This window comes from Streptomyces sp. NPDC048507 (assembly GCF_043199995.1).
Classification (GTDB): domain Bacteria; phylum Actinomycetota; class Actinomycetes; order Streptomycetales; family Streptomycetaceae; genus Streptomyces.
In genome coordinates this window covers 618,422-634,217 of sequence record NZ_JBICWZ010000001.1, presented here as the reverse complement: position 1 = coordinate 634,217, position 15,796 = coordinate 618,422, and the positions used below count along the sequence as shown (strand labels likewise).

Annotated in this window: 15 protein-coding genes; 7 read left to right on the top strand and 8 right to left on the bottom strand. The window is 76.2% G+C overall.

Translation table 11 applies throughout. From position 1 onward, the window contains the following. The first annotated feature begins 76 nt into the window (after positions 1–76). Positions 77–592: a universal stress protein gene (locus ACGFXC_RS02925; protein ID WP_393708826.1), complete on the top strand. Its 516-nt coding sequence runs from the start codon at positions 77–79 to the stop codon at positions 590–592. A 78-nt stretch (positions 593–670) separates the two neighbouring features. Here ACGFXC_RS02925 and ACGFXC_RS02920 read toward each other — a convergent pair whose 3' ends face one another. After that, positions 671–1,201 carry a DoxX family membrane protein gene (locus tag ACGFXC_RS02920; protein WP_393708824.1) on the bottom strand — a complete coding sequence of 177 codons (531 nt, stop codon included), beginning with the start codon at positions 1,199–1,201 and terminating at the stop codon, positions 671–673. Between the two features lie 187 nt (positions 1,202–1,388). On the opposite strand from ACGFXC_RS02920, the gene ACGFXC_RS02915 reads away from it, so the two are divergent. The 3 genes from ACGFXC_RS02915 (at position 1,389) to ACGFXC_RS02905 (ending at position 4,717) form a co-directional block, all read left to right on the top strand. Then, a complete protein-coding gene (locus tag ACGFXC_RS02915) occupies positions 1,389–1,784 on the top strand; it encodes a hypothetical protein (RefSeq protein WP_393708823.1) in 396 nt (131 codons plus the stop codon). Positions 1,785–2,312: 528 nt separating this feature from the next. Continuing rightward, positions 2,313–3,407: a PLP-dependent cysteine synthase family protein gene (locus ACGFXC_RS02910; protein WP_393708821.1), complete on the top strand. Its 1,095-nt coding sequence runs from the start codon at positions 2,313–2,315 to the stop codon at positions 3,405–3,407. Continuing rightward, positions 3,407–4,717: an MFS transporter gene (locus ACGFXC_RS02905; RefSeq protein ID WP_393708819.1), complete on the top strand. Its 1,311-nt coding sequence runs from the start codon at positions 3,407–3,409 to the stop codon at positions 4,715–4,717. Before ACGFXC_RS02910 ends, ACGFXC_RS02905 begins: the two co-directional genes overlap by 1 nt. Positions 4,718–4,787: 70 nt before the next feature. Here ACGFXC_RS02905 and ACGFXC_RS02900 read toward each other — a convergent pair whose 3' ends face one another. The 6 genes from ACGFXC_RS02900 to ACGFXC_RS02875 form a co-directional block, all read right to left on the bottom strand. Continuing rightward, positions 4,788–5,768: an alpha/beta hydrolase gene (locus tag ACGFXC_RS02900; protein WP_393708817.1), complete on the bottom strand. Its 981-nt coding sequence runs from the start codon at positions 5,766–5,768 to the stop codon at positions 4,788–4,790. A 33-nt stretch (positions 5,769–5,801) separates the two neighbouring features. Further along, positions 5,802–6,857 carry an LGFP repeat-containing protein gene (locus ACGFXC_RS02895; RefSeq protein ID WP_393708816.1) on the bottom strand — a complete coding sequence of 352 codons (1,056 nt, stop codon included), beginning with the start codon at positions 6,855–6,857 and terminating at the stop codon, positions 5,802–5,804. A 13-nt stretch (positions 6,858–6,870) separates the two neighbouring features. Then, a complete protein-coding gene (locus ACGFXC_RS02890; RefSeq protein WP_393708814.1) occupies positions 6,871–7,857 on the bottom strand; it encodes an LGFP repeat-containing protein in 987 nt (328 codons plus the stop codon). 96 nt (positions 7,858–7,953) lie between these two features. Then, entirely contained in the window at positions 7,954–8,436 is a 483-nt protein-coding gene (locus ACGFXC_RS02885) for an RICIN domain-containing protein (protein ID WP_393708812.1), read from the bottom strand. Positions 8,437–8,595: 159 nt separating this feature from the next. Beyond that, positions 8,596–10,059 (bottom strand): serine/threonine-protein kinase, encoded by a 1,464-nt coding sequence (locus ACGFXC_RS02880; protein WP_393708811.1) that lies wholly within the window; start codon positions 10,057–10,059, stop codon positions 8,596–8,598. Next, positions 10,028–10,819: a serine/threonine protein kinase gene (locus tag ACGFXC_RS02875; RefSeq protein ID WP_393708809.1), complete on the bottom strand. Its 792-nt coding sequence runs from the start codon at positions 10,817–10,819 to the stop codon at positions 10,028–10,030. The genes ACGFXC_RS02880 and ACGFXC_RS02875 overlap by 32 nt, the downstream gene beginning before the upstream one ends. A gap of 423 nt (positions 10,820–11,242) precedes the next feature. Between ACGFXC_RS02875 and ACGFXC_RS02870 the strand changes: the two genes are divergently transcribed. From ACGFXC_RS02870 to ACGFXC_RS02860, 3 genes are all read left to right on the top strand, one after another. Beyond that, entirely contained in the window at positions 11,243–12,652 is a 1,410-nt protein-coding gene (locus tag ACGFXC_RS02870; RefSeq protein ID WP_393708807.1) for a hypothetical protein, read from the top strand. A 101-nt stretch (positions 12,653–12,753) separates the two neighbouring features. Further along, positions 12,754–14,046 (top strand): AAA family ATPase, encoded by a 1,293-nt coding sequence (locus ACGFXC_RS02865; protein ID WP_393708805.1) that lies wholly within the window; start codon positions 12,754–12,756, stop codon positions 14,044–14,046. Next, positions 14,043–15,275 carry a VWA-like domain-containing protein gene (locus ACGFXC_RS02860; protein ID WP_393708803.1) on the top strand — a complete coding sequence of 411 codons (1,233 nt, stop codon included), beginning with the start codon at positions 14,043–14,045 and terminating at the stop codon, positions 15,273–15,275. Before ACGFXC_RS02865 ends, ACGFXC_RS02860 begins: the two co-directional genes overlap by 4 nt. Positions 15,276–15,348: 73 nt before the next feature. On the opposite strand, the gene ACGFXC_RS02855 is transcribed toward ACGFXC_RS02860, so the two are convergent. Further along, the gene (locus ACGFXC_RS02855; RefSeq protein WP_393708801.1) at positions 15,349–15,765 is read right to left on the bottom strand and encodes a Fur family transcriptional regulator; all 417 of its coding nucleotides are present in this window, start codon (positions 15,763–15,765) and stop codon (positions 15,349–15,351) included. Positions 15,766–15,796 lie beyond the last annotated feature (31 nt).

Here is a 15,796-nt window from a genome sequence, read left to right as displayed (position 1 = left end):
CCGTCGCGGCCGCCGTTGAATGGAGGCGGACGGCCGGCGCTCGGGCGGCGGCCCGGATCGACGGGGAGGGCCGGCGGTGCGACGACGCGTGGTGGTGGGCGTGAGCGGCGGTACCGGGAGCCCGACGGCCCTGCACCGGGCGGCGGCGGAGGCCCGCGCACGGCGGGCGCAGCTGTGGGTGGTGCTGGCCTGGCGGGCGCCGGGCGGCGCCCCGGGTTCCCGTACGGCCTGGGCCGACGCCCTGTACCCCGGGTACCGGGCGGCCGCGGTCGAGCGGCTGCGGCAGGCCCTCGACCGCGCCGTCGGGGCGGCCGGACCGGGGGTCGACCTCCGCGGCCAGGCGGTCCGGGGCACCCCCGGGGCCGTGTTGGTCGACGCGGTCCGGGACGGCGACGACCTGCTCGTGGTCGGCGCGGGCACCCGCCGCGGACCACTGGGCCCGCTGCGGCCGTCGGTGGCCCGCTACTGCCTGGCGCACGCGCCCTGCCCCGTCCTGACCGTCCCGCCGGGCCCGCTCCGGGCCCCGCTGGACGCCGTGCGGCGGCGCGGGACGTGGCACCTCCCGCCGGACGCGCGCGAACTGACGGAGTGACACGAGGGGCGCACAAAGGGCGCGCGGGGGGCGTACGAAGAGCGCGAAGGGGGCGCGCGACGGTCCCGGCGGACGGGCTCACTCCTCCTGCGCTTCCTCCCGCCGCACCTGCACGCAGGCCCGCTTGGTGACGACCGCGGCGGCGGCCGCGGCGCTGCCCGCGAAGGCCAGCGCCACCATCCACGGCCGGTCGAAGAGGTGGCCGGTGGCGTGGTCGACGGAGTACCGGCCCGCCCCCGCGAGGCCGACGGCCGCCGCGGTGAACCCGAGGAAAGCCGGGTACTCGAAGCCGCCGCCCTGGGCGAAGAACCCGGCCGGGGCGTGCACGGCGACCGCCCCCGCCATCGCCCCGGCCGCAGCGGCGCCCGCGGCCGGGGTGGCCAGGCCCAGCACGAGCAGCGCCCCGCCGCCCGCCTCGCCCAGACCCGCGGCGAGCGCGCTCTCCCGGCCGGGCACGAACCCCATGCGCTCCATCCCGGCCGCCGTTCCGGCCAGCCCGGCCCCGCCGAACCAGCCGAACAGCTTCTGCGCCCCGTGGGCGACGAGCACCGCACCCGTCCCGGTACGGAGGGCCAGCAGGGCGAGGTCGCGACGGTTGATGCAGGTCATGGAGGGTCTCCCGGGGAAGCTGGGCGAACGGGCGCGCGATGGTCTCCGTATGGGTATCCACCCGCGGCGGCGCCGCCCCGGCACCGGGGCACAGATCCGCCGTACGGGCGCCGGGGGCTGCTCCGCCCGCCGAGGTTCACCCGGTCGGGGTCCCGTCACCCGCTCTCCGGCGGGCTACGATCGGCGCGTGGTCACCGCCCGCGCGCAGCATCCGCCGCCGCCGGCCCGTCTCGCGGCGGGTCTGCTGGAGCTGCTCGGCCTGGCCCTGCTGCTCCTGGGCCTGATCTGTACGCACGGCGCCCACGCGACGGGCGCCGTGGCGGCGCCCGTACCGGTGGCCACGGTCGTCTCCGTTCCGGCGGCGGCCGCCGTGAGCGGCCACGGCGCCGGCGGGCCCGCGGACGAGTGCGCGCCCGTGCCGCCCCGTCAGGGCTCCGTCGTGGACGCCCCGCCCGCCCCGCCGTCCGGATCCGTCACCCGGCGCGCCGCCGAGGGGGACTTCCAGCCGTCCGGGCCCGACCGGCCCGGCGCGTGCCGCCCGGCTCCGGGCCGCCCGGCGGCTCCGGCGGTCCTGCGGATCTAGGCCGTCCCTTCCGGATCCCGCCCGACCCGCGCCACCCGGCACCGCGCCGGGCTGCCGGGCACACCGGGCTCCCGCGCCCCGCACGGCCCCCCTCCCCGCCTCCCTCAAGTCCGCCCGTCCGCCCTTCCGCCCGCCACGGCGGGGGCGGCACGGAGCCGTCCGGACCGGGTCGCGGGGCGCTGGAGCCGCGCCGCAGTCCCGGCCGACGGAGCCTGAAGGGCCACCGCATCCGGGGCCGGGGCCGGGGCTCTTCGCGCGCCGCCGCCCGGCCCCGGCCCGCGGCGACCCGCCGCGGGCCGTACGGGGCACGAGGGGGCGTTCCGGACCCGTCGCGGGGGCGGCACGGGGGCCCGGGCGGGCCGTTCCGGGCGCCGCGCCCCGACCAGTGCGCGTCCATGGCGGCTCTAGTCCGCTCCCGTAGTTCCCTTCGCAACGGCCCACGCGCGTCCACCGGACGGCCCCCCTCCCGCCCGGGCCCGGCATCCGCACCATCAACCACCCGACGCACCACCGAACGAGAGCGCAACGATGCATCCTCCCGCCACCGACGTGACCCACTCCTCCCGCACCACCCTGTCCGGGCTGGTCGGCAACACCCCCGTGCTGCGCGTGTCGCAGCCCCTCGCCCCGGCGGGGCGCGGGTTCTGGGCGAAGCTGGAGGGCTTCAACCCGGGCGGCATCAAGGACCGTCCGGGCCTGCACATGGTCGAACGCGCCCGGGCCCGGGGGGACCTGCGGCCGGGGGGCCGGATCATCGAGTCCACCAGCGGCACCCTGGGCCTCGGACTGGCCCTCGCCGGCATGGTCTACGGGCACCCCGTCACCCTCGTCACCGACCCCGGGCTGGAGCCGTCGATGACCCGGCTGCTGACGGCGTACGGGGCCCGGGTCGACCTCGTCACCGAACCCCACCCCACCGGCGGCTGGCAGCAGGCCCGCCGGGACCGCGTCGGCGAGCTGATGGAGCGCCATCCCGGCTCGTGGTGCCCGGACCAGTACAACAACCCCGACAACACCACCGCGTACACCCCGCTGGCCCTCGAACTGGCCACCGAGCTGGGACACATCGACGTCCTGGTGTGCAGCGTGGGCACCGGCGGGCACTCCGCGGGCATCTCGCGCGTCCTGCGCCCGCTGTACCCGGACCTGAAGCTGGTGGGGGTCGACACCGTGGGCTCCACCATCTTCGGGCAGCCCGCCCGGACCCGGCTGATGCGCGGCCTGGGCTCCAGCATCTACCCGCGCAACGTCGCCTACGAGCAGTTCTCCGAGGTGCACTGGGTCGCGCCCGGCGAGTCCGTGTGGGCCTGCCGCCAGCTGGCCGCCTCGCACTACGCCGCCGGTGGCTGGAGCGTGGGCGCGGTCGCCCTGGTGGCCGGCTGGCTGGCCCGCACGCTGCCCGCGGACACCCGGATCGCGGCGGTCTTCCCGGACGGTCCGCAGCGCTACCTCGGCACCGTCTACGACGACGACTACTGCGCGGCGCACGGGCTGCTGGACGCCCCGCCCGCCGACGAACCGGACGAGATCGGCCGGCTGGACGAGCGGGAGGTCACCCGCTGGACCCGGTGCGCGGCCGTGGTGGATCCGCTGGACCGGCTCGGGGCGCGGGGGCGGGCCTGATGAGGGGCACGATCGCGCAGGTCCGTACGTACGAGCGCAGCGTCCAGCTGCTGATGGTGAACCAGTTCACCATCAATCTCGGCTTCTACATGCTCATGCCCTACCTGGCCACGCACCTGGCCGGCCCGCTGGGGCTGGCCGGATGGACGGTCGGGCTGATCCTCGGGGTGCGCAACTTCAGCCAGCAGGGCATGTTCCTGATCGGCGGTACGCTCGCCGACCGGCTCGGTTACAAGCCGATGATCATCGCCGGGCTGGTGCTGCGCGTCGCCGGGTTCGCGACGCTGGGGCTGGTCGACTCGGTGCCCGCGCTGCTGGCCGCGTCCGCCGCGACGGGCCTGGCCGGGGCCCTGTTCAACCCGGCCACCCGGGCGTACCTGGCGGCCGACGCGGGCGAGCGCCGCGTGGAGGCCTTCGCCCTGTTCAACGTCTTCTACCAGGCGGGCATCCTGCTGGGGCCGCTGGTGGGCATGGTGCTCACGGGGGTGGACTTCCGCGTCACGTGCCTGGTGGCGGCGGGGACCTTCGCCGTCCTGAGCGCGGTGCAGGTCCGCGTCCTGCCCGCGCGGCGGGGCAACGACGCCGGCCAGGCCCAGGCGGGCCCGCGCGAGGGCGTGTTCGCGCAGTGGCGGCGGATCCTGGCCAACCGGCCGTTCCTGCTGTTCTCGCTCGCCATGATCGGCTCGTACGTGCTGACCTTCCAGGTGTACCTGGCGCTGCCGCTGGAGGTCCGGCGGCTGGGCGGGGAGGGCGCCTTCGGCACGGCCTCGGTGGCGGTGCTCTTCGCCGTCTCGGGGCTCAGCACGATCCTGTTCCAGACGCGGGTCACCGCCTGGTGCAAGGCCCGGATGGCGCCGGGCCGGGCGCTGACCTGGGGGCTGCTGGCCATGGGCGTGGCGTTCGTGCCGCTGCTGGCCGCCACCGCACTGCCGGCGGCGGACCCGGGACCGGTGGCGCGGCTGCTGGCCGTCGGGCCCCCGGCGCTGTCCGCGCTGCTGCTCGCGGTGGGGACGATGGTCGCGTACCCCTTCGAGATGGACACCATCGTCCGGCTGTGCGGGGACCGGCTCGTCGCCACCCACTACGGGCTCTACAACACGGTGTGCGGGGTGGGGATCGCGCTCGGCAACCTGCTGACGGGGGCCGCGCTGGACGCGGCCCGGTCGGCCGGGATGTCAGCGCTCCCCTGGCTGGCGCTCGTCGCCCTCGGCCTCGGCTGCTCGGCCGCGCTGTACGGACTCCACCGCACGGGCCGCCTCGCCCCGCCGCCCGCCCGGCCCGCACCCCGGACCGGGGCCCTGACCGGCTGACCTCGAGCGGCCGTCCGGGGCCCCGCCCGCCGGGGGGCGGGCGGGGCCCCGGGCGGGACCGGCCGGCGGGTCAGGCCTTGCGCAGGCGCCCGATGATGCCGTCGATGTCACGGATGAACATGTAGTCGCGGATGATGTGTCCCCCGGACTCCTCGTACGACTCGTGCGGGATGCCCGCACGGTCGAGGAGTCCGCGGAACTCCCGCTGTCCGGCCAGCACTTGGGTCTCGTTGAAGGTGTCGAACGCGTTGGTGCGGTCCGGGCTGGTGCCCGCGACCAGGAAAATCCGCTTGTTGCGGTAGCTTTCGAGCCGCTCGACCGGGTTGTCCGCCGTCACCCGGGCCTGGTCCCAGGGCGCACCGTAGACCGTCCCGCCCGACAGGTCCTTGACCGCGGACGAGAGGTTGGCCCAGTGGACCACCGCACCGCCGTCGCGGCGCACGCTGGCCGGGCCCGAGTGGGAGCTGACGGAGGCGAAGTGGCCCCAGTACTTGGCCGCGTACTTCAGCGCGCCGAAGCCGCCCATCGAGAAGCCGGAGACGGCGCGGCCGTCGTACTCGGCGAACGTCCGGAAGTTCGCCTCCACCCACGGGATCAGCTGGTTGATGTGGAAGCTCTCCCAGTTGCGCGGGCCCACGTTGGAGCTGACGGGGTTGGAGTACCAGCCCGCCTGTCCGCCGTCGGGCATCACCACGATGATCGGCTTGCCCGCGGTCCAGGCGCGGACCCCGGCGACGTCGAAGGTGATGAAGTCCTGGAGCCCGCCGTGCAGGAGGTAGAGGACGGGGTAGGTGCGCCCGCTGTAGTGGTAGTCGTCGGGCAGCAGGACGTTGACGGCGGGCTGCCAGCCGATCTCGTTGGTGGCGAAGCGGTAGTACCACATGCGGGGGTCGCCCTCGCCGCGGTCGACGATGTGCAGCCCGGCGGCGTCGCCGACCGCGGCGGCGGAAGCGGCGGAGGCGAGGACGCCTCCGGCCCCGAGGGCCAGCGCGGCGGAGAGCCCGCCGACGGACCTGAGGACGCTCCTGCGGGTGGGGTGGTGCTCGCTCACGAATTCCTCCATCGGTCGGTCATCTGCCGGCCATCAGCCGGTGGTGATCCAGGTGCCCCGGGAGGGGTTCCAGTGGATCGTCGCGTTCTGGAACTTCTGGACCTTGCCGTCGCCGCCCTCGTCCGCCTCGTCCGTCACCGGATAACCGAGCGAACGCTCATTGCCGTTGGAGCGGAACGCGTCCTGGATCGCCCCGTGCACCACATGCGCACCCGTCTGCTGCGACCACAGGAACAACCCCCGCTCGAACAACTGGTACCGCCCCCGGCTGCCACCCGGCGACAGACCCGCCTCCGCCTCGTCCATCGTCGGGAACCCCCACCGCCGCTCCGCGTCCGTCGCCCAGAACCGCGCCAGGATCTCCCCGTACACCGCGAACGCCGCATCCGGACGCCAGATCACGATCCCGTTGCGGAACGCCTGGAACCGCCCGCCCATCATCGAATCGCGTTCGCCGGACACGGGCGGCCCCAGGGGGCCGCCGACGCCGCCGAGGGAGTCGTACTTCGCGCCGATCGAGCCGTAGGGCATCAGGTCGTCCAGCTGGTCGTAGCGGCGGGGGGTGAACCCCCGCAGTCCGTCGTTCCAGACCCGTTCCTCGGGGACGTGTCCGAAGTCGTACGTCTCGCGCACCACCGGCCGCGTGTGCGCCTCGTCGGCCCAGCGGACGAAGAGCGCGACGTGGTCCGTACCTCCCGAGTCGCGCAACAGGGCGTCGCCCGGCTGGAGTTCGCCGACGGGTATGTCGGAGGTGACGTTCCACAGGGTCCAGGTGGTCAGGGACGAGTCGAGGTTCCAGGCCATCGAGACGTATCCGGAGCAGTCCGGCCGGTAGCAGCCGAACCGGTTCTCGTGACAGCCGCTCTGGCCGTACGGCACCTGTTCCGCGATCCACGACCAGGCCCGGTCCATCACCTCGCCCCGGCCGATCATCGCACCGGACGCGATGGCCGCACCGGACGCGATGGCCGCACCGGATCCGGCGGGCACGGCGGCGCTCGCCGTCTGCGGTGCGGAGAGGGACATCGCCAGGGCGGCCAGGGCCAGTGCCGCCGCCCCGATCACGCGCTGGAGGTTCGGCGCTCTCATGGCTGCCTCCCGGTCAGTTGGTGGTGATCCAGGTGCCCCGGGAGGGGTTCCAGTGGATCGTCGCGTTCTGGAACTTCTGGACCTTGCCGTCGCCGCCCTCGTCCGCCTCGTCCGTCACCGGATAACCGAGCGCACGCTCATTGCCGTTGGAGCGGAACGCGTCCTGGATCGCCCCGTGCACCACATGCGCACCCGTCTGCTGCGACCACAGGAACAACCCCCGCTCGAACAACTGGTACCGCCCCCGGCTGCCACCCGGCGACAGACCCGCCTCCGCCTCGTCCATCGTCGGGAACCCCCACCGCCGCTCCGCGTCCGTCGCCCAGAACCGCGCCAGGATCTCCCCGTACACCGCGAACGCCGCATCCGGACGCCAGATCACGATCCCGTTGCGGAACGCCTGGAACCGCCCGCCGAGCATGGCGTCCTCCTCGGCGCGGACCGGCGGGCCCAGGGGGCCGTCGGGGCCGCCCAGGGCGCCGTACTTGGCTCCGATCGAGCCGTACGGCCAGAAGGCCTCGTCCCGCATCTGCCGGGCGACGCCCTCCGCCTGGGGGTAGCGCTCCGGGTAGGCGGAGCGCTGGACGGCCTGCGCGAGTTCGCCGGCGCTGGCGCCCTCCATGCCGGGCTCCATCTGCTGGGCCACTTCGAAGAACTTGTTCGCCGCGTAGTCGACGTCCATGATCTGCTCCGGCGATCCCCAGCCCTGCGAGGGGCGCTGCTGGAACACGCCCAGCGAGTCGCGGTCACCGCAGTTCAGGTTGTTCATGCGGGATTCGACCCAGCCGGTCTCGAATCCGGCGAGCATCACCTTCTCGGAGACTCCGCGCCGCTGGCCGACCTCGTACACCGTGCGGGTGACGGCGATGTCCCGTTCGGCGGGTATCGCGCAGAACATCTCGGCGGTCGCGGGATGCCCGAGCGGACCCGGCACGACCGGCGCCTCCCGGGCCCAGGCCGGCCGGGCCAGGGCGGTCACGGCGGCCAGGGCCAGGAGCACCGCGATCCGCCCTCTCGTACGTCGTCCCGCTCCTGGCCGTGGGGGTGTTGCGGCTGCGCCACGCACCTGTCTGCTCCTTCGTCGCGGGGGGGGGTGTCAGAACCAGCTCTGGAACGGGGTGTCGTTGCACGCCCAGGTCCGGAAGCCCAGGGAGCTGTCGTCGATGCAGCGTCCGGTGGCCTGGTTCTGGAGGCGGACGCTGCCGTCGCCCCAGACCTTCACCCACCAGCTCTGTTCGGGGCTGGAGTTGCAGGTCCCGACGGTGCGGAAGCCGTTGTCGGTGTCCTCGACGCAGCGGCCCGTGTTGACGCTGCGCAGCTGCCGGGTGCCGTCGCCCCAGACGTGCACGTTCCACTGCTGCGGACCGCTGCCGTTGCAGCTCCAGGTGCGGAACCCGTTGGAGGTGTCGTCGATGCAGCGGTCGGTCGCCTGGTTGCGGAAGCTCTGGACGGCGTCGGCCGGGCGGGCCGGGGCCGCCGTCGCGGAGGTGCCCGCCGCCAGCAGGGCGAGGGAGGCCAGGGGCGCGAGGGAGGCGAGGGCAAGAGCCCTGCCGGGCGGGGTCGTTCGCGTGGTACGCATCTGCCGGGGTCTCTTCCTGCCGTGGGGGAGGACGGGCAGACCGCAAGCTAGCGGCGGCGTACGGGGCGCGGGCATCCGGAACGCTCCGGAGTGCGGTGCCGGGCGCCGCCGGGCAGACTCGGGGAACTCCCGCCGGGCCGCCCGCGGGCCGTCGGCCCGTCAGTGTCCGGTGGCGGTGGGGCGCGGGCACTCGGGTACGGCCGGGCGGTCCTTCGTACGGACGGCCGGCAGCCAGGCCGTGGCGCGGGCGGCGCCCTCGGGCAGCCGGACGCGGTACCACTCCAGCGAGACGGCGTCCGATTCGTCGACGATGGGCATCCCCCGGGGCAGCAGGCAGTCGACGGCGAGGACCTCTCCGTGCCAGACCCGGGTGGGGACGACGTTGTCGGGGGCGTACGCCTTGAGGGGGTCGACCGCGAGGCCGAGACTGCACTGCGCCTCGCGGGCGCCGGGCTCGCGGCAGCTCTTCTCGGCGTTGAACACCCTGATCCGGCCCGGGGCCCGGGCGCCCGCTCCGGGCTCCCCGCCCGCGGCCCCGCCCGCCGCACCGCCCGGGACGGCGTACGACCACAGGCCCGCCGCCGCCCCGCACGCGGCAACCGCCGCGAGGGCGGCGCGGGCCGTGCGGCGCCGGGCCGTCACCGGCCGCCCCGCCGGACCCGGCGGCGCCGCACCCACCCCCTCCGCCGCCGCCCGGTCCGGCCGGGCCGCGATGCGGGCGAGGAGGCTCTCGGCGGTGTGCGGGGCGCGCGCGGCGTGGGTCGGAGCCAGGCAGTCGGCTGCCAGCTCCCGCCAGAACGGCGGGACGGCGTGGTCCATGCGCAGCGGGACGCGGCCGTCGGCGTACTCCTGGACGGCGGCTTGGCGCGAGAGCGCGGTGGCACCCGGGAAGGGCGCGGCGCCGCCCGCGAACACCTCGTGGACCAGGACGCCGAGCGCCCAGACGTCGGCGCTGGGCCGGACCCGTACGCCGAGCTCGCCGAGCGGGGCCCGCCAGCGCTCGGGCGGGAGGTAGTCCGGGGTGCCCATCGGGGGCGCGTACCCGTGGGTGCCGTGCGTGCCGGTCAGTTCGGCGGCCAGCCCGAAGTCGGCCAGCCTGACCGAACCGTCCGCCATGATCAGGACGTTGTCCGGTGTGAGGTCCCCGTGCACCCAGCCGCTGCGGTGCAGGTGGGCCAGGCCCTCGCAGATCTCCTCGATCAGCCGGGCGCCCTCGGCTGCGGGGAGGGCGGATCCGAGCAGGTCGCGCAGGCTGTGCTCGGCCCGTTCCATGACCAGCACGATCGCGCCGTCGAGGTGCGGGTGGTCCGGTTCGCTCAGGACGAAGGAGTCCAGCAGCCGGATCAGCCTCGGGTGCGGGGCCCGGCGCCCGAGTTCGGCCTCGCGGCGGGCGGACTCCGCCACCCGGCGGGCCTGGAGCGGGCCGAGTCCGCCAGTGGGCAGCAGTTTGAGGGCGACGTCCCGGGGACCGGCCCCCGCGTCCCCGTCGGCGGGGCGGGCCGCGTGGACGGTGCCCCAGCCGCCGGCCCCGATCGGTCCGGTGACCTCCCAGCGGCCGACGTGGTGGCCCGGCGGGAGACCGGCGAGGCGGTCACCTCCCGAGGCGTCGGCCGGGCGCTGCACCCTCTGCTCCTCGGGCCCGGGGCGGCAGCAGCGCGAGGTGCTCCTCGCGCACGAGGCCGAAGCGCAGCGAGAGGCCGACGAGCGACTCGCGCTTGCCGTTGCGCCGGGGGCCGCGGCCGGTTCCGGTGTCGGCGGGGACGCTGATCCGCATCTTCTCGTCGGCGAGGTAGTCGATGTGGGAGCTGACCGCGCGGGCCGTCAGCTGCGCGCAGCCGGGGACGGCGCCGAGCCGTTCGACGATCTCGGGGGTGGTCGGCACGGCGACGGGCGACTCGTCGCGCAGCCGCGGTTCGCAGAGGGCGACCAGCACCAGGAAGTAGATGGCGGTCTCGTCGAGGGAGTACGCGGTCAGGGTGCGGCTCCCCCAGGGGCCGCCGGCGCCCTCCGGGTCCAGGTAGACGTGGTCCGGCGCGAACACCTGGAAGGAGACGGTCGTGTCGCCGCGGGTGGGCAGCACGACGCGGGAGAACTCGAAGGGGATGGGCGCCCCGGCCCGTCTCGGCGGCACCCTCAGGTACTCGCCCGCGCCCTCCGGGTTCTCCACCAGGTAGGTCTGGGTCGCGCTGTGGTTGCTGAGCTGCCAGTGGTCGTCGGTCACCCTGATCTCCCCCGCCAGCCGGGAGATCGCCGCGTCGACGAGGAGCAGTTCGACCGGCGTCGTTTCCGAGCCCCGCCCGAAGCGCGCCGTTTCCCCCGGCCCGAGCCGCAGGGTCACCGCGTCGCCGCTCCCCCGCGGCAGGTGGATCACTACCCCGCTCACGTCCCGCCCCTCGCCCCATCCCCGCCCCGTGTGACAGACCGTCACGCGGCGAAGGGTACACAGGCCTCCCGGGCACCGCCCGGGGCGCTTTGGCTGTTTCCGTAGCCCTCGTGGGCCCGCTCCGCGGGAGCGGACGGCCGGGCCCGCGGTCTCCGTGCCGGCGGCCGGAGGCCGCCGGGGGCCGCCGGGGCGGGGGCGGGGAGGGGGCGGCGCGGGGGCGGGGAGGCCGTCGGCGGACCGGAGTCCGCGTCCGTACGGGTTGGCCGGATTGGGCGGCATCACACCCGTGCCCCGCCGCGGGCCGGACCGGACGGGTGCGCCGGTTAATCCGTGGCGGGAGCCGCTCGCCGCCCCTATGATCACCGCGATGACCACTCACCGCATTCACAGATCGGGGGTCCCGTCCGCGCAAGGTGAGCGCTGATGCTCCCTCACCCCGCGAACGGCGATTCCCGCCTTTCCCTCTGGCTGCGCGTCCGCGAGTTCGCCGTGCCGCCCTCCATGATCGAGACCGCCACCGCCCGCCGCCACGGCGGGGACTGGTCGGCGGCCTGCGCCGCCTCCGGTGTCGACGTCGGCTTCGACCTGCGTACGGTGGCGCGCACCCACGGCCGCGAACTCGCCTCGCGGGTCCGCTCAGACCTGCGTCACCTGGCTCCCGACCTGCTGCGCTGGCACCTGCCGAGGGTGGCCCCCGACGGGCTGCTGCGGCCGGGGCTGACCCTCGCCCTGGCCCGGTACGAGGGAGCCGGGTACGACGGCTCGGGCCCGGTCCACCTCGTGGTCCGCACCCCGCCGGCGTGGGCGGACTCCGGGCAGCGGTTCGAACTCGCGCTGTGGGACCGCTCCCGCCCCGGGCCCGCCGACCTCCGCCACCCGCATCCGCGTCCGGACCGGCGCCACCGCTTCGACCTGCATCGCCACCTGTGGGACGCGCGCCGCAGCGACGAGCTGCGCGAGCGCTCCGGGGCCGGCGGGCCGCCCGGCGCCGGTGCCCGCGCCCTCGTGGACGGCCTCCCGGCGGGGGCCGGGCCGCCCGGGGGCGGCTGGGCCGTGGACCGCTGGGCGGCGGAGGCGGAGCTCCTGCTCCGCGCCGACGCGGGGCGGCCCGAGGGCCGGGTCGCCGTGCGGTACGGGACCGGGCACCGGCTGGTCCTGGAGGTGGGGGCGGACGGGCCCGGGCGTCCGGCGCGGACCGCCGTCGTGGCGGACGGGGCGGTGGCGGACGGGGCCGTGGCGGGCCTGCCCGTGCTGCCCGATGCGGCGACCCGGGTGCCGCCCGACCTCGAACTGCTGCGCGGCGGCCTGATCACGGCCGGCCGGCTGCACCCGCTGGTCGCCCGCGCCCTGGCTCCGGACCATCCGGCCGCGGCCGCGCCGCCCCCGGACCCGCCGGGCGGGCCGCGGCTCGTGGAGTGCCGGGGGGCCGTGCACCGGATCGGCCTGGTGGACGGGGTGCTGGTCCCGCTGGACCACGACCCGGGCGAGCTCCGGCGCGAGGACCTATTGGTCGCGCTGGGCGGCCCTCCCCTGCCCTGTCTGCGGGCCATCGACGAGGCGCACCGGCGTCCCGACTGCCTCTCCGGGGTCCGCGAACGCCTCGTCCACGGGGACACCGCCGGTGCGCTGGCCGTCGTCGAGGGCCTCCTCGGGCCAGCCGCGGTGCTCCGCGAGGGCGCCCTGCGCGACGAGCTGGCAGCGGCCGCGGCGCGGCGCGTCACGTACGGGATGTTCCGGGCGGGGCTGATCGGGCGCGGGCCGGGCCGGCGGCTCGGTCCGGTGCCCGCCCGCCCCCGGCGCCCCCGTCCCGCGCGGCCCGCGGCCACCCGCTGACCTGCCCGGCTCCCCCTCCGCCCTGACCTCCCCCGCGCCCGGCCCGCGCCGGACCGGATCCCCCCTGCCTTTCGCCCCCTCGAACCCCAAGGTGATCACCCATGTCTTCCGTGCCCTCCGTGCCCTCCGCGCCCTCTTCGCCCGTCCCCGCCCCCGGCGGCGCGCGCGCAGCCGCCCCGCCCTCCCGGCTCGACGTCGCCACGGACCTGCTGGCCCTGCTGCGCGAGAGCACCACCGAACCGCGTCCCGACGCACAGCTGGAAGCCCTGACCCTGGCCGTGGCCGCCGACCTGCCGGTGCTCCTGTGGGGCGAACCGGGGATCGGGAAGAGCGCCGCGCTGACCCAGCTCGCCACCGCGCTGGACCTTCCCCTGACCACGGTCATCGCCAGCGTCCACGAGCCGTCCGACTTCTCCGGACTGCCCGTCATCGGGGACGATCCCGCCGAGCAGGGCGTGCCGATGGCCCCGCCGGACTGGGCCGTGCGCCTGGTGCGGGCGGGCCGGGGGCTGCTGTTCCTGGACGAGCTGTCCACCGCCCCGCCCGCCGTGCAGGCCGCCCTGCTCCGCCTCGTGCTGGAGCGGCGGATCGGCTCGCTGCGGCTGCCGTCCGGGGTGCGGATCGTGGCCGCCGCCAACCCCCGCTCCTCGGCGGCCGACGGCTGGGAGCTGAGCCCTCCCCTGGCCAACCGGTTCGTCCACCTCCAGTGGACGCACGACCACGAGGTCGTCGTACGCGGCCTCGGCGGGACCTGGCCCCGCGCCACCCTGCCCGAACTGGACCCCGGACGGCTGCCGGAGGCCGTCGCGTTCGGGCGGCGCGCGGTGTGCGGGCTGCTCGCCGCCCGGCCGACGCTCGTCCACCTGCTGCCCGGCGGCGAAGCCCGCCGGGGCGGTCCGTGGCCGTCGCCGCGCAGCTGGGAGATGGCCCTGTGCCTCACCGCCTTCGCGACCGCCGCCGGCTCCTCCCGGGAGGTGCTCTCGCTGCTGGTGCGGGGCACCGTCGGGGACGGCCCGGGGCTCGAACTGCTGGCCTGGCTGGACCGGATGGACCTGCCGGACCCCGAGACGCTGCTGGCGGATCCGGCCGGCGGCGAACTGCCGCAGCGGGGTGACCTGCGCCAGGCCGCGCTGGACGGGGTCGTGGCCGCGGTACGGGCCCGCCCGGAGAAGTCCCGCTGGGACGCGGCGTGGGCGCTGCTGGTCCGGGCGCTGGAGACGGGCGCCCCGGACCTGGTGGTGGTCCCCGCCACCACCCTGGCCTCGCTGCGCCGGGAGGACTGGGAGGTGCCGGAGGCGATCGAGCGGCTGGCGGGGGCGGTGAGCGTGTCGCGGCGCGCGGACCGGGCGGCGGACCGGGTCGCGGCCCGGGCCGGCGCGGGGGCGTCCGCATGAGCGGGAGTGCCGCCGCGGAGCTGGACACCGGCAAGCTCTTCGCCGCCCGGCTGCACGCGGCCCGGGCCCGGCCGTACCTGGCCACGGCCCTGTTCGCGCTGCACGCCGTCGCGTCGCGGCGGGTGCCCACGATGGCCGTCGACCGCCACTGGCGCTGCTACGTCTCGCCCGGGTTCGTGGACCGCACGCCGGTGGAGGAACTGGCCGGGGTGTGGGTCCACGAGGTGTCGCACCTGTTGCGCGACCACCACGGGCGCGGGGAGCGGCTGGCCCGGCAGCAGGGGCTGACCTCCGCGGGGGACCGGCTGCGGATGAACATCGCCGCGGACTTCGAGATCAACGACGACGCCTTCGGCGACGGTCTGACCCGGCCCGAGGGGGCCCTCCTGCCCGGCGACCTCGGACTGCCGCCCGGCCTGCTGATGGAGGAGTACCTGCCCCGCTTCACGCTGGGGGCGGCCACCACCCATCTGGGCTGGCTGGACTGCGGCAGCGGCTCCGACGGGCTGGAACGGGAATGGGACCTGGGGCCGGACGGCGCGGACGGCCTCACGGAGCAGGAGAAGGACGCGGTCCGCTTCCGGGTCGCCCAGGGCATCGCCGGCCGCCCCGGCGACGCGCCCCGGGCGTGGCAGCGGTGGGCGCGCGAGGCGTTCCATCCGCCGCAGCCCTGGCGGGCGCTGCTGGGGGCCGCGGTCCGGTCGGCGGCCGCCGGTTCCGGGGCGGGCGAGGACTACAGCTACGGCCGCCCGTCGCGGCGTTCGGCGGGGGTGCCCGGCGCCGTCCTGCCCAGCCTGCGGCGCAGGCCGCCCCGGGTGTGCGTGGTCATCGACACCTCGGCGTCGGTGAGCGACGCGGAACTGGGCAGCGCCCTGCTGGAGGTCGCCGCGATCTCGCGTGCCGTGGGCGGCCGCCGGGACCTGGTCTCGGTGGTGTCGTGCGACGCGGCGGCCCGGGTGGCGCACCCGCTGTGCGCCGCCGAGGGGATCACCCTGCTCGGTGGCGGGGGTACGGACCTGCGCGAGGGCTTCGCACGGGCGCTGCGCACGGGGGCCCGGCCGGACGTGATCGTGGTGCTGACGGACGGCCAGACCCCGTGGCCCGCGACGCGGCCGGCGTGCCGGACGGTGGTGGGGCTGTTCCCCCGGGCGCCCGCCTACCGGGAGGACGATCCCGACTACGTGCCGGACGCACCGCCCGCGTGGGCGCGGGTGGTGGAGATCGGGTAGCGGAGTTCGGGCAGGGCCCGGGCGGGCATCCGCCCCGGTCCGGCCGGGGCCTCGCGCGGCGCTGGAGGGCCGCTCAGGCCCCGGCGCAGGCGGGGCAGAGTCCGCGGTAGGTGACCTGGACCCCGGATACGGTGAAGCCGAAGCGTTCGTCGACGGGGAGGTGGGCCAGCGGGTCGCCCGTCATGTGGACGTCGCGGATCAGGCCGCAGCCGGAGCAGACCAGGTGCTCGTGCGCGTGGTGCGCGTTGGGGTCGTACCGCTTGGCGCGGCCGTCGGTGGAGACCTCCACGACCTCGCCGAGGGAGACCAGCTCGCCGAGGGCGTTGTAGACGGTGGCCCGGGAGATCTCGGGCAGCCGCTCCGCCGCCCTGGCGTGGACCTCGTCCGCCGTGAGGTGGACGTGGTCGCCGTCGAGGACCTCGGCGACGACGCGCCGCTGGGACGTCATGCGCCAGCCGCGTCCTCGCAGTCGCTCCAGCAGGTCACTCATGTCGGCTCACCCATTCAGTTCGGCGGGATGC